Below are 16085 nucleotides of genomic sequence, written 5' to 3'. Positions count from 1 at the left end.
TTTGTCGCTAAATTTCCAATAAAGCAGAAAAAAGCACAAATCCTGTCGGCTGCGCTTTCTTCCTCTCTCATATTCAATTCATAGCCTACTGAACAGGCTCGCCTTCCAGTTCCTCTTTCTTGTATTTCATTTTTGTTGCTTCTCCCCCGCGCAGGTGGCGGATCGATTTATGGTAATCAAGTATTTCCTTTACTTCGTTTGCAAGATCAGGATTGATTTCAGGAAGCCTTTCTGTCAGATCTTTATGGACTGTACTTTTGGATACGCCAAACTCTTTCGCAATCACGCGAACTGTTTTTTTCGTCTCCACGATATACTTTCCAATCTTGATAGTTCTCTCTTTGATGTAATCGTGCACACCACTCGCCCTCCCTAAATTGGTTGTGAGGAGTGTAAAATGAGACCCGTTTCGCTTTTTCGAAATTCTCCATTCCGCACATTCTGATACAACAGCTGGTAGATTCGGCTTTTTTTGCGGCAGAAAGCTGTGCTCTCTAATACTGCAGGGAATAAACATGTCCTTTGGGGCCTGCTCTTTGTTGGTGTCAAAACGACTCTGCACCTCATACTCTCTCTTTTGTGTAAGGTTTGTAACAGTTTATTAGCTTGGTTGAGATTATATGCACGATTACGGCAATAAGGACAAGGCACACCTGAAATTATTTGAAAAATCGGACATTCACTATTCTCTTATAAGTCTCCTCTGGAGATACCATCCAGATTCCTCCTCCCTTTGTCCCTTGGGCTATGAAGGGCGAAATAACCTTTTTTCGACATAACCCGACATTTCTCTGGGTGTTTCTGCCCTGCGTGAATTGTCTATCTTTTATCCACCTGCTCCTCTTAATAGGAAAACCTTTAATCATTTTGCTCTATATTTTCAGAGATAATCTGCTCAGAACTGGGCATAAATCCTCCTATGCAGGAAAAAGAATAGTGCTTCCAGCAGGATAGAGCCCCGCATTTATTCATGAGTTTATCCCTATTGCCGGAGGGTATTGATTACCATAAAATGAATTCTGGCTCAGCGTTCATAAATTTGGTTACACATCCAAACTTATCCAAACCATATAAAAAGGCGGGTTAATCAATGGAACATACAATTACGATGACGAGAAAGGAACGTATAGAAGCAAGCAGGAAAAAAGACAAGCACAAAGGCAAAAAGAAGGGTGCTGCCATTTCCCTGTCAGCGGCCATGACTTTGTCTTCTTTTATGGCGGCTGGCACCAGCTATGCAGCGGCCGAGGAACAAACGGTATACAGCGTGAAAAAGGGAGATTCACTTTATAAAATCGCAAGAACCTATGACGTTTCTGTTTCTGAGCTGAAAACAGCAAATAAGCTTAATGCTAATCTTATTTTTCCAGGGCAGGAATTGAAGATACCTGAAGCAGACAGAACGGCAGAACCACCGGCATCTGACCGGAAGACACGTGCAGATGTTTCCGTCTATACTGTGCAGGCAGGAGACACTCTCTGGGAGCTGTCTCAGCGTTTCCAGACCCCGATAGAGACGATCAAAAGGCTTAACGGCCTGAACAGCAATTTCCTCTTGATCGGCCAGAGACTGATCATTCATGAGGAAACTCTTTATGTAGATGCACAAGTAGTTGGGGCAGCAGATAACTTCACAGTGGAATTTAAGACTGAGGACGGATATGTGGCTTTAAAAGTGGCGTATGGAACCGCCCAGGACTATCAGAAGCTCTCAGGCCAAAAAGTATCTATTGCCTATAAAGACGGCGCACTTGTTTCTATGAAAAAATAATATTTCCCGAGAAATTTGTCGATAGGCGCAAAAAAAGCCGTACAGCTTCTCTAAAAAGAGAGAGCCGCACAGCCTTATTAGAAATCTGTTAAACGGATTTGGATTTCCCCTCATCCATCCATACTTCCCCATCTTTATAAATCATCTGTTCAGGATAGCGCAGATTGATTACTTCCTCCTGAATCTTTTTGGATGGGGCCTCGGTGGCCTTCGATACAATGATATTGGTCAAGAAGGCTGCTGCTGCCCCAAAGACGCCCGCTCCTGTATCGATAATGCCCAGGATAGTGAAGCCGCCGTATTTTGCGGCAAAGATATAAGCCAGGGTCACTCCCAGACCGACAAGGAGACCGGAGATGACCCCTTTTGCATTGGAACGTTTCCACCAGACACCAAGAACGAGCGCCGGGAAGAAGGTTCCTGTAGCCAGAGCGAATGCCCAGGCGACAATCTGGGTAATGGCTCCCGGAGGATTCAAGGCGATCAGGCCTGCCAGAAGCGTGGCGACCACAATGGACCAGCGGGCAACACTGAGCCTGGTTTTTTCAGTAGAATTAGGCTTCCAGACCCGATAGAAAATATCGTGTGCAAATGAAGATGAAATGGCGATCATCAGCCCGCCTGCTGTTGACAGGGCCGCTGCCATAGCACCGGCGGCAACAAGGCCGATGACGAATACACCAAGATTGGCAATCTCCGGTGTAGCCATGACGACGATATCATTAGAGATGATCAGTTCACTCCACTGCAGAATGCCGTCCCCATTGCCATCGGCAAGCTGCAGCTTTCCTGTGTCGACCCATGTTTTGGTCCAGGCCGGGAGCTCGCTGATGCTGCTGCCGGCAACCTTTGTCATCAGGATGAAACGGGAGAAAGCAGCATAAGCCGGTGCAGAAAGATAAAGCAATCCGATGAAGAGCAAAGCCCAGGCCCCTGACCAGCGGGCCGCCTTCATTGTAGATACCGTGTAGAAGCGGACAATAACGTGCGGGAGTCCTGCTGTACCCGCCATTAAGGTAAACATGAGGGCAAGGAACTGCCATTTAGTCCCGTTCGTAAATGGAGCGAAGTATTCAGAGATCCCAAGCTCCCTATCAAGCTCACCCATCTTGCCGACGAGCTCTCCATAAGAAATCCAGGGAAGCGGATTATTGGTAAGCTGCAGGGACATGAAGATGACCGGGATGAGATAGGCAATAATCAGAATGATATACTGGGCCACCTGTGTCCAGGTGATTCCCTTCATCCCGCCGAATGCGGCATAAAAGGCGATCAGTACAACACCGATCATAGTACCGAGCTTGGCATCGATCTCAAACAAACGGCCGATTACTACGCCCGAGCCTGACAGCTGGCCGATTGAATAGGTAAATGAGATGACGATTGTACAAATTGCGGCTATGACCCTTGCTGTATGGCTGTTATAGCGGTCGCCGATGAATTCCGGAACGGTATAGCGCCCGTACTTTCGCAGCTGGGGCGCCAACAGGAACGTCAGGAGCAGATAGCCGCCCGTCCAGCCCATAATATAGGCTAGGCCGTCGTAGCCGAGAAGCATGATCGTCCCGGCCATCCCGATAAAGGAAGCTGCACTCATCCAGTCGGCACCGATGGCCATTCCATTGAAAATCGGCGGGACACCGCGCCCTGCCACATAGAAATCTGAGGTGGCACGCGCCTTATTATAGACCGCAATGCCAATATATAAAGCAAATGTAGCCAGAATAATTGATAATGAGACCAAAAACTGTGTATCCATGTAATCCCCCTTAAAAGGTTTCTATCTACACAAAAGCATTTTAGTGGTCCAGCACCTTCCCTGAGCTGATCTGTTCGTTTTTATCCTCATCAATCCCATATTTGCGGTCAATTGAATCACTAAGTTTCGCATTCACAAATAATAGAATGATAAACGTGATGACAGCTCCCTGTGCACCCATGAAATAATGGAACGGGAAGCCATTGATCGTTATTTCACTGAGCGGCTCTGCAAATAGCACGACACCGTAGGAGACGATGAACCAGATAGCAAAATAGATGATCATGTTTCTCGTTTTTTCGCGAAAATAACTGTCTGCCGTTGCCTTATCAATTTTTTTCAAACCTTTGCACCTCGCAATTAATGGATTTCCCCTCATTTGGAAGCGTATTCATTTACCGGCTCGATTCCCTCCTTATTAAAGAGTTATATTCTAATCGGCCCGCCTTAAAGAAGGCAGGTCCGGATCAGCTGAGGCTGAAAATAAACTTGATGGTATCGAGAAAAGGCGCAGGGACCAGGATGATTTGTACGAGGAAGTAAACGAATATCCCTAGAAAAGGAATCGCAAGGAAGATAGTTTTCTTTTGGCGCAATGCCAGAAAGAGGCAGAATGCTGTCAAGAGCAGCACAATAATAAGAGTCGGCAAGTAGATCCCCCCATACTGGTGAAAATAAAAGACTAAATTTTATGAAAATTTTAACTATATTATCACTTGAAACTCTCTTGGGGTCAAGATATTTCCACAGACATATTTCTTCAAATCAAAAAGGTGTCCATTTCATTGAGGACACCTTTTCACTGTTAATCTAGATCTACTTGTAACTCCAGCCCTTCCAGCTTTGTTATATCTCTCTCTAGAACACTTACCATTAACTCTTCAGCTGGCAAAGGAGTTTTAAATTTTACTACATAGCCTTCAGCAGCTTTCTGATTGATTCCCCTTATTGATTTTCCTGAAGACTTGTCTGTTAGAATCGGGGTGGTTCCCATTCCCTTCAGCTCGCCTTCAGGCTGATAATATATCCAAACCTCTCCCTCTTTTTGTTTAACATTGGAAATCTCAACTCCCCCATAGGAATCTTGTTCAAGATAAAAAGGCAGCTTCTCTTTAAGCGGCTTTTCGTTATAACTGGCCTCTCCAAAAGTCCTTAAATATGGTGTGATTGTCAGGGACTTTGGCTGACTTTCTGCAGGCTCAAAATATTCATTGAACTCCTCGGAAAACATACCCTCCTCTTGGCTGCCCCCGGTGGCGCCAGAGATCAGATGAGCAACGCCTTTATCATCCTGGTCTTTGATATCAAAAACATAGGAACCGTTTTTAGCATTATATTTTTCCATTGATTCCCTCATAGTTATTACCACTTGGGTTCCGCTTGGAGCAAATGAGACTTTATTAAGAGTCATACTAACTTCGCCATTTTCTACTGTGTTATTAGGACTGGCTGAGTAGTAATCCTCTCCTGCTTTTTCCACTGGAAAATCAAAGCTCATTTTTGTACCTTTCTCTCCCAGAATCATTGCATCTATCCCGAGATTAAACTCCTCAGGCAAATTCCCATACAAATGAAACTCATATAAATATTTATCTTTCTCATCTGTAAAAGAATTCCCTGCTGAATATTCCATGTATGGTTTTCCATCTACAGATAAATTAAATTCAGGCAATAAAGGATAACCTAGTTTGTCCTCTATATTCTCTCCAGCGATAGAATATACAATCGCCAACCGGGTCCCATCATACAAGAACTCATGCAGGGTAATGCTTGTTCCATCTTTTTCAACAGTCTGATCAATCTTTGTAAAAAGACCTTCCTTTTTGGCCCGCTGAATTCCAATATCACCAAATAATTTCTGGTCTTCGTCTGTCTCATTAATGGCCTTCTCTGTATCTGGCGAATCCTGATTTTCTTTTGTCGGCAGAATGTTGTAACTTAGGAGCAGGAAAACGGCAATCAAAGGCGCTGCTATCATGATGAGCGGCGGACCAAACTTCATTTTCTTCCTGGCTGACTTTGGCGGCTGGCCTTGCGCTTTCTGCAAAACTTCCTGCATATCAGTGTCTGAAAAATTGAGGTTCTCCCCATATTTTTTTATAAATGCCTGTTCCAAGGATCTTTTCCTAGTCATAAAGAAATTCCTCCCTTAATTTAGGCAGCAGCTTATTTTTCCCTCTTCGGATCCTCGTTTTTACTGTTTCCACGGAAACAGATAGAACCTCAGCAATTTCCCTGGACTCTAGTTCATGGATATACCGCAAAATAAGAACTTCACGGTACTTTTTGCTTAAGCTCATAATTTCTGCCACGACTTGTTCGTCATCCAATTTGTCTATCGTGATGGTTTCAGGCGTATGATAGCTTGCCTGTTTCATCGTGCTGTTTTGGAGGAACATCCTCCTGATATACTGTGACTTCAAATAGTCTTTACATTGATTGATTGTGATTCTATAGAGCCATGTCTTAATGGAAGAACGCTTTTCGAATGTATGGTAATGGGTATAGCATTTTATAAAAACGTTTTGAATGATATCCTTTGAAACTTCTACGTCCTTGACATATGAGTAAGCCAAGATGGAGAGCTCTGTTCCGTAACTTTTCATAATACCGGTGATGATATTGTCCAAATCAACTTCCCGTATATCCTGTTGGTTCAACTTTAGTCCCCCTTTCTCATTCTTAGACGCCTCAGTGAAGTGAGGAGGTTCAAATTTCTTACAGAAAATCCAATAAGCAATTATGACGAAAGAAAAAGCCCAGCCAATTGGCTGAGCCTGCAACTTATCTTATACCAGCTCTTCTATCATCAGTTTCACTGCATCCTGCAAATCGCTGTCAGACCAGCTTGGCAGGCTGCGTTTGCTTTTGGCAGCGAGCTGGTGGGAGGCCGGAATGTGAATGAATCCAGCCGGGATCTCCCTCCCGCTCTTCTTTATTTCATGCAGGATGGTGTACATGACATTATTGCATAAGTATGTTCCTGCTGTATTGGAGATTTCAGCCGGCAGACCGTTCTCTTTTAATCTGTTGACCATCTTCCTGATTGGAAGAGTGGAGAAATAGCCGTCCGGCCCTTCTTCATCGATCGGCGAATCTTTCAATCTTGCTCCGCTGTTGTCAGGTTCGCCGTCGCGGCAGTTGATGGCGATCCGCTCTGGTGTGATGCTGTTCCTGCCTCCCGCAAGCCCGAGTGAGATGACAGCATCCGGCTGGTGCTCATGGTAGGCTTCCAGTATTTTAACCGGTGATTCTTTAAAGTCGACAGGAAGAAGGACTCCTGTAATTTCATAGTCTCCGATCTTTGTTCCGTTCAGGGCTTCAACGACCTTTTCTGTCGGGTTGATCGGAAATTCCAAAAAAGGCTCAAAGCCTGTTAAAAGCAGTTTCTTCATTATGATCCTCCTTTACCAGCTGGCAATCGTTCCATCTGTGCGCGGCTCTGTTCCGCCTGTCAGTACGCCTGTTTCCGGGTTGCGGGTGATGACCTGCCCGCGTCCGAAGCCGCCTGAATCGTGGGCCACCTTGATTTCGTGCCCTTTGGCGGCAAGCTGCTTCACAAGATGGTTTGGCATTGTATATTCAACCTCTATTTTATTGCCTTCAATCCACTGCCAGCGCGGTGCATCAAGAGCGGCCTGCGGATTCAGCTTGAAGTCGATCATGTTCATGGCAACCTGCACATGGCCCTGCGGCTGCATGTATCCGCCCATTACACCGAACGGCCCCACTGCGTCACTGCCTTTTGTAATGAAGCCAGGGATGATCGTATGATAGGTCTTCTTGCCTGGTGCAAGAGCATTTTCGTGGCCCGGATCAAGGGAGAAATCATGCCCCCGGTTCTGCAGGCCGATCCCGGTGCCTGGCACCACCACACCTGATCCAAAGCCCATATAATTGCTCTGGATAAACGAAACCATATTGCCTTCCCCATCCGCAGTAGACAGATAGACAGTGCCGCCTTTTGGCAGGGAGCCCGGCTCTGGGAGGCGCGCTTCGCCTGTAATTTTCCTGCGGGAGGCTTCTGCATAGCTTTCAGAAAGCATATCCTCCACCTTCGTTTTCATGAAGGCAGGATCGGTAATATAAGTTTTGCCGTCTGTAAACGCCTGCTTCATCGCTTCCAGCTGCAGATGGAGCTGTTCAGCGTCTTCACGATGGGTAAATTCATAGCCTTTTAAAATATTCAGGGCCATCAGTGCTACCAGCCCTTGGCCATTCGGCGGGATTTCCCAAATATCGTAGCCGCGGTAGTTAACGGAAATCGGGTCCACCCATTCAGCTTTATAGCCTTCCAGATCCTCTTTGGAAAGGAAGCCTCCGCCCTCTTCGGATGCCTTGGCAATCTTATCGGCGAGTTCGCCGCGGTAGAAGCTTTCAGCGTTCGTTTCTGCAATCGCTTCGAGCGTTCTTGCGTGATCTTCAGACTTCCACATTTCACCGATTTCCGGAGCTTTGCCATTCGGCGCGAACACCTTGAACCATTCTTCATATTCAGGGCCGGTAAAGCGCTTTTTATAAATTTTATGTGCACCTGTCCAATATTTCCCGAGAATCGGGGATACAGGGTAGCCATAACGTGCATAGTCGATGGCCGGCTGGAGCACCTCTTTCAAAGGAAGGCGGCCAAACCGCTTGGACAGCTCTGCCCATGCAGAAGGAGCACCAGGAACGGTGACAGGGACCCAGCCATGTGATGGCATGGTTTCATGACCCTTTTCCTTCACCTTATCAATACTGATGCTCTGCGGGGACGGTCCGCTTCCGTTCAAGCCGTACAGCGAATCATTTGTCCATACAAGCGCAAAAGCATCGCCGCCGATCCCGTTTGAGGTCGGCTCCACGACCGTCAGGCAGGCAGCCGTTGCGATTGCCGCATCAATGGCATTGCCGCCTTTTTTCATTATGTCGAGCCCAGCCTGGGCAGCAAGGGGCTGGGAGGTCGCAACCATCCCATTCCGCGCAATTGAAGCCATCCGCTGTGACTGATATGGATATGTAAGATTTGAAGACAAATTCTTTTCCCCCTCTATTGACGGTGCCAGGCACCAGCTAGGCAAAACCTTCGCCTTGCGAAATATTATACCAGAGAAAAGGGGGAGATGTCGAAAAATTATGAATGAGTGAGTATTCTGGGTATAGTTTTGGTTGGGGAGTACAGTGTTTAGATGAAAGAGGGGGGATTTTGAGTGTAATTGACCATTGGAGGAGCCGGGGATTTCGTTTATTAGCAACTTTTTGAGTTTATTAGCAACTTTTTCCATATATTAGCAACTTTTCCTTTTTATTAGCAACTAGCCTCAGAGAGCAACCAGCCCCATCGACCGAGCAGCCAGCCCCGCCTAAAAACCAACCCCTCATCCACAACGAAAAAACCCGCCATCATCACGGCGGGCCTTTTCATTCTTATTAAGCGTTTTCGTTGTTCAGGCTGGCGTCAGATGAATCTGTGGACTCTTCTTCCTGATCTCCGGAATTGTTTTTGTCCTGATCTTCTTTTTCGCCTGCATTTTCGTCTTCTTTATCTTCTGCTGCTTTATCGTCTTCAGCAGCTTTTTTCTCATCTGCTGATTCTTCTGTTCCAGTTGCGGCATCGTCTGCTTCTTCACCTTCAGCTGCTGCATCGCTGTCATTTTCTTCAGCGGCACCGCTGTCGTCGGCTGCACCTGTGTTATCGGTCGGGGCAGCTTCCTGTAGCGCGCTTAATGGCTTATTGAAGTAGTCAAGCGGGTTGACAGGTACATTGTCTTTGCGGATTTCAAAGTGTACATGGACGCCTGCTTCTTCGTTAAATAGGCTTTGGCCTGCTTTTGCAAGAGCTTGTCCTTGTTCAACCTGGTCGCCTTGCTTTACACTTACATCTGTAACAGATTGATATTGTGTTACAATACCTTTGTCATGCTCGATTTCGATGACATTTCCTAACAGCGCATCTTCATCCACTCTTGTAACAGTTCCGCTTAGGGCTGCTTTCACTTCGAAGGATTCGCCATCTTTTTGGGCGATATCAATTCCAGTGTTTGGATGGTACGTGTTATTGTAGAAAACCAATGCTGCTTCCTGTTCTTCTTTCTTGCCTGTGTAATCATAGAACTGCTTTTGGATTTCGACTGAATCCTGGTTGGCTACCGGCATTACGAAGTTTTCCATTGAGCGGGTTACTTCTACTGATGGCTCATCGTATTTCTTCTCGGCAACATCAGTATCGCTGTAATCATACTCATCAGACGCATTGTTCGAGTTTTGATACCAAAGAACCGCGGTTAGAATGATTGCTGCGCTCGCCAGATAGATAGCCGGGAATGCCCACCTTTTTTTCATAAAGCGCTTGAAACCTGAATCTTGAGAAGATCGTTGCTTTTCTTCCTCTCTCATTTATCATCACCTCAGCAATCATTCTGAACAGATTGAGGGTTTTATATACATACCGTGAAAAAAATTTTTAATGCTTATTTTTCGACAAAGCTTTCCGCTTTATGCATGAAAGATCAAAATAATTCTAAGGAGAAAAATAATGAAGTGGATCATACGAATTTTGCCCCTCTTATATATGGGTCTGATCTGGTTTTTATCGAGCATGCCGGCTGATGCTGTCGTCGCCCTGCCTGATTCAAAGGTCGACAGCTTCCTGAAGGAATCCATGCATCTGATAGAGTTTGCCATCCTTTATACCCTTTTGGTGCTTGCCTTTTTAACAGGAGGCTCTTTTACTAAAAAGCTCAATATCATCCTCGCGGTCATTGCCGCCCTGTACGGCGTGACAGACGAAATTCATCAATCCTTCATCCCGGCACGGTCTTCTTCGCTGATCGATGTGGCCAAGGACTGGATTGGCGTAGCTGCGGCTTATTATTTTGTCTATCAGGCCAGGTTCGGCGGACGCTTCAAGCTGCTTGCCAGCTTCTTAAAAAGAATAGAGAATATAAAAAAATAGGACTGGGGTCAGACCCCGGTCCTATTTTTTTGCGGTTATTTTCGTCAATGCCTGATCGGCCGAGGCAATTTCGACGCCTTTATAATAGTATGTGACGATATCCTTGAAGGTTTTCCCTTCTGCTGCCATCCCGTTTGCCCCGTATTGGCTCATCCCGACACCGTGGCCGAACCCTTTGGTGGTGATGACAATATTATTGCCCTTGCGCTCCCATGTGAAGTCGGTGGACCTCAGCCCGAGATCTGTGCGTATCGTCGTGCCTTCCAGAACCTTGCCGTTAATATCCACCTTGCCGACCCTCTTACCGGCCGTTCTTTCAATAACGGTCCCGATCGTATTGTCAGCAGGCAGCTTTACGCCAAGCTTTGCTTCGAATTCTGCCACCGTAATCTCTTTTTGCGCCTGGTACTTAGGCGTACCAACATCCCATGGGCTTTCAACACTTTTTAAATATGGCATGGCATTGGACCACACTTCTTCCGAGCTTTCGGTATACCCGTTTGCCGTGGAGAAGAATTGGGCTTCAATCGGTTTGCCTTCATATGTCAGGATCTGTCCGCTCGTTTCACTCACGGCCTCTTTGATTTTTTTAATCTTCCAGCTGTAATTTTCCTTCCAGAGCTTTTTCAGCTCAGCTTCATTCTTGTAGACCTGATGGTTCTCCGTGTCGGTAACGATGGCTCCATCCGGCAGCCCTTCTGTCACCTTGCCCATCATTTGCCTGACAATATAGGTCCTGGCTGTCAATGCCTGTGCCTTCAGGGCTTCTTTTTCGAAGTCGGCAGGCATTTCTGAGGCGACTACCCCGACTACATAATCCTCAAGAGGAAGCGTTTCTACTTTTTTGGCCATTGTGCGGTAAACAGACACGTCGATTGCCGGTCCGGCAGGCTTCGCCGCTGCCGGCGGCTCCTCCTGCTGCTGAAGCTCTTCGCCCAGCTTGCCGCTGACTTTCGCATCCTTAAATGGGAGGACGAGCAATGTCGGAATCATCAGGGTTGTTACGAGCAGTAGGGCGGATAGTAGTAGGATCGGTTTAAATTTAATCATGAATTATGCCTCCATATCGAATGATTGTCAAATAACCAAATGGCCATCTCCATTCATTCATATGGTCCGGGACAAGCTTTTATGACAAGAATCATCAGATGGGAGAAGGGTTTTGCATTGAGACCAGGATGATATTAAGAATAGGTTACATTCAGCATAATCAGTCGTAAAAACAGCTTTTCCGCATAAAATCAAAAAACCGCAGAACCTTATCGTCGGATATCAGACAACAAGGTTCTACGGTTTTATTGAACATCATCCGGAATGCTATTAAGCATTCATATCGGATACGTAAGTTTCTTCAGTAATTGTTTCTTCCACTTCTGTGATGCGTTCGATGTCAGCGCCAAGTGCTGCCAGTTTGTTGTGGAAGCCGACATAGCCTCGGTCAAGGTGCTTAAGCTCTGTTACACGGGTAACGCCGTCAGCGACCAGGCCAGTCAGGATCAGGGCTGCTGCTGCGCGAAGATCGGTTGCTGCAACTTCTGCTCCCTGCAGATTGGATGGTCCATTCATGACAACGGAACGGCCTTCAATCTTTACTTCTGCATTCATCCTGCGGAATTCCTCTACATGCATGAAGCGGTTTTCGAATACCGTTTCAGTGATCATGCTGGTTCCTTTTGCACGAAGCAAGAGGGCCATCATCTGGGACTGCATGTCAGTCGGGAAGCCAGGGTGAGGCATGGTCTTGATATCAACAGCCTTCAGCTTATCAGGGCCGATGACACGGACTCCTTCGCCTTCCTCGATGAAAGTGACACCCATTTCCTCCATTTTGGCAATCAGGGATGTCATGTGTTCCGGAACTGCATTCTGTACCAGCACGTCTCCGCCTGTGATAGCAGCTGCTACCATGAAGGTTCCTGCCTCGATGCGGTCAGGGATGATGTTATGGACTGCTCCGAAAAGCATGTCTACGCCTTCGATTTTGATCGTTCCTGTGCCTGCGCCTTTTACTTTTGCCCCCATTTTATTGAGGAAGTTAGCGAGGTCGACAATCTCAGGCTCTTTTGCAACGTTCTCGATGATGGTTGTGCCCTTTGCAAGGGTTGCAGCCATCATGATATTTTCAGTTGCCCCGACACTCGGGAAGTCCAGATATATTTTTGCTCCTTGCAGGCGGTCTTCTACTTCCGCTTCAATGAAGCCATTTCCTACTTTTACCTTAGCACCCATGGCTTCAAAGCCTTTAAGGTGCTGATCGATCGGACGTGATCCGATGGCACAGCCTCCTGGCAGTGCGACACGGGCACGGCCATTGCGCGCGAGCAATGATCCCATTACGAGTACAGATGCGCGCATTTTGCGAACATATTCAAACGGTGCCTCAACCTTAAGCTCTCTTGATGCATCCACGATGACTTCGTTATTTTTAAACTCCACTTCGGCGTTTAAATAGCGTAACACTTCATTGATGGTATATACATCGGAGAGAGTCGGCACATCACGAATTACGCTTTTTCCATCACTTGCTAACAGTGTAGCGGCGATAACAGGCAAAACAGCATTTTTTGCTCCTTCTACTTTAACAGTACCGCTTAGCCTTTTTCCGCCGCGGACGATGATTTTTTCCAAAGTGTATTCCCCTCCGCGTCCAATTTCTCTATATTAATATTCAATCGTAATGATTGGTGTTCCAACTACAAGGGTAGTCTTTCCGCCCAATCCTTGAGTTCTTAATCCAATTTGTAAATTCATCTCATCATTGTTGCTTTCAATCGACCCGGCAAACATTGGAGAATACGCCGATGCTGATATAAAAGAACTTTCTTTTAATGACTCAATTTCCTTTGCATCAAAAGCTTTCATCAATTCATTTACATTATCAGGCAAAGTCTTTTTCATCTTATCACCGAACTCGCCTTTAATACAAGAGAAAATTGTGGCATTTCCTCGAAATATGTCGGAGAGCTTATCGGAAAGTTCCTCTTTGAGGAAGGTCTCCGTTCCCTTCCCCCAGCCATGGCCTATGGCCTCATAAATTAAATACGTATGAGACTTGCCATTTGTGAGGGTTGTCAGGATTTTTATGCTCTCTTTTTTATTTCCGTCTGCCTGGAAAACCGCTGTATACTCGGCCTTATCCTTGCTGGAGCTTGATTTCCACTCCCAATCAGGATAATCTGCCTTCAATTTTCCGGCAAGCGTCTCGGCATCCCGAAAATTTTCGACATTTTCCATATTTTTTCTTGCATGGATCGTCCAGTCTTGAATCAAAATATCTTTGTTTTGAAGAACTGAGGCCATAGTCAATAGGTCATGCTTTCCGAAAGCTACAGTCGTCTTATTCCCAAGGTTTATAGTAACAAAACCAATAATGGCGATAATTAAAAAATAAAGTGTGTACTTTTTCAACATGTATCTCACTCCCCTTATTACCATTGTTGCCAAGCTGGGAGAGAGCATACCAGGGAAAAGTCGTCACTTTTTGACAAGTACAGAAGCCGGAAAGCTCACATTATGTTTATACGTGACTTTTTTCACAAAAGTGCGCATATGTATTTGCAGCAAGCAAGCTGCTGACATACAAAAAAGATTTTACTAAGATTCCTGCTGGAATGGAACATGCGTGAAGACCTATATTTCACATTTTTGTGCTGCCAAAACCTGCTTTTTATTGAAGAATGAGCGGCAGCTGCTGAGACCATAGCAGATAGTCGAGAAAAAAATTGCTGACAACCGATCCAATGACGATGGAAAGCATGACGAACAGCACTCTTGCCTGGAACACATGATGGGCTCTCAGAAACTTTTCATAGTTGACTGACTGCAGTGCCCACCAGGCAATCGCGATGAAAAACAAGTGTGAGATGATGCTTAGTAATGCCTGCTGGCCGAAGCCTGAAATCATTTGGCAATCCCCCTAGAACTTTTCAGTACTTAGATTGTAGCACCAATTGCCATGCAAATAAATCGGCTGGTGCATTGCTTCCCGAAATGCAGGCGAAGCGGATGCCTCCTTTCATTTGACGTAAGCTCCCCTGCAAAGGTTTCACACTTTTATAGAAAAAATAAAAAGGAGGCTGGCGCTTTTCACCAGCCTCCTTTTCTTCTCATTGAAGAAAATCAGCAAATTGATTGAAGTTGCTTTGCAGAAAATCAATGGCCAGATTCGGCAGGATCCCAAACACAATGACCGCACAGGCGCAGACGCCGATGACAATGGATACAGAAGCAGGCTGGGCCGGTTTCTCCTGATCGGCTGCTGGCCGGAAGAACATCTGCGTAAGGATCCCAAAATAATAATAGTAAGAGACAACCGTTGCAGCAATCATGATCGACACGAGCACATAGTGGGCCGGCTCTGTCATGAGGGCGCCTGTGATGATATTGAGCTTTCCGATAAAACCTGCGGTCCCCGGGATGCCTGCTAAAGAGAGGATGAATATCCCCATCGCAGCAGCAAGCAAAGGCGACCTTTTATAAAGGCCGGAAAAAATGCTGATGTCTTCTGATCCTGCTTTTTCAGAAACAGCCTGGATGACCGCAAAAGCCCCGAGGCTCATCAGCAGATAGGCACCCAGATAGAACCACAGCGAGTCGAACATAAATACCGATGCAGCCGAGATTGCAACAAATATATAGCCGGCATGGGCAATGCTTGAGTAGGCAAACAGCCGCTTGATATTCCGCTGCCTCAGGGCAATCACATTTCCAACGATCATCGTGGCCCCTGCCAGGAAGGCCATATAATCCTGGACCTTGATGATGAGCGGCAGCGAGCCCGGCCCTTCAGACGGTGCTGATAAGGCTATGACGAGCACCACACGTGCGATCAGTACAAATCCTGCTGTTTTTGAAACCACACTCAGGAAAGCAGTGACCGGAAGCGGTGATCCCTGATACACGTCCGGTGCCCACATATGAAAAGGCACAGACGCTATCTTAAAAGCGAGCCCAGTCAAAATCATAAAAAAGGCCAGACCGACAAGGTACAGGTATTGCGATTCCGTGATGGATGAGAGTGCCAGTCCGATTTCCTTCAGATTGGTCGTTCCGGCAATTCCGTACAAATAGCTCATCCCAAACAGAGTGATTGCAGTGGAAATCCCGCCATTGATGACATACTTCATGGCCGATTCATTGGACTGCAGATTCCTTTTCTGCATGCCGGCCAGGATATAGGAAGAAATCGACAGCAGCTCAAGCCCTGTGAAAAGGGTGATCAGGTCACCGCTTGAAGACATCATCATCGCACCAAGAAGCGCCGGCAGAAAGAGATAGTAAAACTCTCCCCTGTATTCCTCCAGTCCCTCTTTCCCTCTATATCCGAGAGCGAGCAGCATGACAAAAGCGGAGCCGATCAGGAGCAGCAGCTTGAATGCCTTGGCAAACGAATCGAGGCGGAAGGTGTCAAAAAGGATTGATTCCGTCCCGCTTCCCAGCAGAGCAAGAAGGGAAGCCAGTGCACCAAGGATGCCGGCTAAGGCAAGCCAGCCAAGGATCTGCCTGCTTTTCTTAGAGGGCATGAACAGATCGATCAGGGTTAAGATGGCTGTGCTGCCAAGGATGATGAATTCCGGTGTCATCAAGAGCCAATTATATGAAAGCAATGTTTCCAGGTCCAT

At 46.4% G+C, this 16085-nt stretch carries 16 protein-coding genes; 2 read left to right on the top strand and 14 right to left on the bottom strand.

All coding sequences use genetic code 11. The features are described 5' to 3' along the window. Nucleotides 1-85: 85 nt before the first annotated feature. The gene (spoIIID, locus tag ABU165_RS06035) at nucleotides 86-358 is read right to left on the bottom strand and encodes a sporulation transcriptional regulator SpoIIID (RefSeq protein WP_009792667.1); all 273 of its coding nucleotides are present in this window, start codon (nucleotides 356-358) and stop codon (nucleotides 86-88) included. 732 nt (nucleotides 359-1090) lie between these two features. Here spoIIID and ABU165_RS06030 point away from each other — a divergent pair. Next, the gene (locus ABU165_RS06030) at nucleotides 1091-1771 is read left to right on the top strand and encodes a LysM peptidoglycan-binding domain-containing protein (RefSeq protein WP_318059762.1); all 681 of its coding nucleotides are present in this window, start codon (nucleotides 1091-1093) and stop codon (nucleotides 1769-1771) included. Nucleotides 1772-1859: 88 nt separating this feature from the next. Here the strand turns inward: ABU165_RS06030 and ABU165_RS06025 are convergent, their stop codons facing one another. The 8 genes from ABU165_RS06025 to spoIIQ all read right to left on the bottom strand — a co-directional run bounded on the left by ABU165_RS06025 (nucleotide 1860) and on the right by spoIIQ (nucleotide 9905). Continuing rightward, nucleotides 1860-3530, bottom strand: coding sequence for a sodium:solute symporter family protein (locus ABU165_RS06025; RefSeq protein WP_009792663.1), 1671 nt, complete (start codon nucleotides 3528-3530; stop codon nucleotides 1860-1862). Between the two features lie 40 nt (nucleotides 3531-3570). Continuing rightward, nucleotides 3571-3873 carry a DUF4212 domain-containing protein gene (locus tag ABU165_RS06020; RefSeq protein ID WP_101549662.1) on the bottom strand — a complete coding sequence of 101 codons (303 nt, stop codon included), beginning with the start codon at nucleotides 3871-3873 and terminating at the stop codon, nucleotides 3571-3573. Nucleotides 3874-3997: 124 nt separating this feature from the next. Further along, entirely contained in the window at nucleotides 3998-4180 is a 183-nt protein-coding gene (locus tag ABU165_RS06015) for a hypothetical protein (RefSeq protein ID WP_009792661.1), read from the bottom strand. Nucleotides 4181-4335: 155 nt separating this feature from the next. After that, the gene (locus tag ABU165_RS06010; protein ID WP_318059761.1) at nucleotides 4336-5664 is read right to left on the bottom strand and encodes a DUF4179 domain-containing protein; all 1329 of its coding nucleotides are present in this window, start codon (nucleotides 5662-5664) and stop codon (nucleotides 4336-4338) included. Then, a complete protein-coding gene (locus ABU165_RS06005; RefSeq protein ID WP_318059760.1) occupies nucleotides 5657-6190 on the bottom strand; it encodes a sigma-70 family RNA polymerase sigma factor in 534 nt (177 codons plus the stop codon). The genes ABU165_RS06010 and ABU165_RS06005 overlap by 8 nt, the downstream gene beginning before the upstream one ends. Before the next feature lie 129 nt (nucleotides 6191-6319). Then, entirely contained in the window at nucleotides 6320-6925 is a 606-nt protein-coding gene (pcp, locus tag ABU165_RS06000) for a pyroglutamyl-peptidase I (protein WP_318059759.1), read from the bottom strand. 12 nt (nucleotides 6926-6937) lie between these two features. Next, on the bottom strand, nucleotides 6938-8506 hold the full coding sequence (gene ggt, locus ABU165_RS05995; protein ID WP_129613039.1) for a gamma-glutamyltransferase: 1569 nt from the start codon (nucleotides 8504-8506) through the stop codon (nucleotides 6938-6940). A 433-nt stretch (nucleotides 8507-8939) separates the two neighbouring features. Beyond that, nucleotides 8940-9905: a stage II sporulation protein SpoIIQ gene (gene spoIIQ / locus ABU165_RS05990; protein ID WP_318059758.1), complete on the bottom strand. Its 966-nt coding sequence runs from the start codon at nucleotides 9903-9905 to the stop codon at nucleotides 8940-8942. 139 nt (nucleotides 9906-10044) lie between these two features. Here spoIIQ and ABU165_RS05985 point away from each other — a divergent pair, with 139 nt between their 5' ends. Beyond that, nucleotides 10045-10464 carry a VanZ family protein gene (locus ABU165_RS05985; protein ID WP_318059757.1) on the top strand — a complete coding sequence of 140 codons (420 nt, stop codon included), beginning with the start codon at nucleotides 10045-10047 and terminating at the stop codon, nucleotides 10462-10464. A gap of 21 nt (nucleotides 10465-10485) precedes the next feature. On the opposite strand, the gene spoIID is transcribed toward ABU165_RS05985, so the two are convergent. From spoIID to nuoN, 5 genes are all read right to left on the bottom strand, one after another. Then, on the bottom strand, nucleotides 10486-11514 hold the full coding sequence (gene spoIID / locus ABU165_RS05980) for a stage II sporulation protein D (protein ID WP_318059756.1): 1029 nt from the start codon (nucleotides 11512-11514) through the stop codon (nucleotides 10486-10488). Between the two features lie 270 nt (nucleotides 11515-11784). Beyond that, complete coding sequence (murA, locus tag ABU165_RS05975; protein WP_009792654.1) at nucleotides 11785-13092, bottom strand: UDP-N-acetylglucosamine 1-carboxyvinyltransferase; 1308 nt, start codon at nucleotides 13090-13092, stop codon at nucleotides 11785-11787. A 33-nt stretch (nucleotides 13093-13125) separates the two neighbouring features. Beyond that, entirely contained in the window at nucleotides 13126-13875 is a 750-nt protein-coding gene (locus tag ABU165_RS05970; RefSeq protein WP_318059755.1) for a YwmB family TATA-box binding protein, read from the bottom strand. A gap of 256 nt (nucleotides 13876-14131) precedes the next feature. Then, on the bottom strand, nucleotides 14132-14368 hold the full coding sequence (locus ABU165_RS05965) for a DUF1146 family protein (RefSeq protein ID WP_094769165.1): 237 nt from the start codon (nucleotides 14366-14368) through the stop codon (nucleotides 14132-14134). Between the two features lie 202 nt (nucleotides 14369-14570). Then, complete coding sequence (nuoN, locus tag ABU165_RS05960; protein WP_318059754.1) at nucleotides 14571-16085, bottom strand: NADH-quinone oxidoreductase subunit NuoN; 1515 nt, start codon at nucleotides 16083-16085, stop codon at nucleotides 14571-14573.

This window comes from Cytobacillus sp. T106 (assembly GCF_040492155.1).
GTDB classification, from domain to species: domain Bacteria; phylum Bacillota; class Bacilli; order Bacillales; family Cytobacillaceae; genus Bacillus_AB; species Bacillus_AB infantis.
The sequence above is the reverse complement of the archived record's forward strand: the minus strand, read 5'-3'. Positions and strand labels throughout refer to the sequence as shown.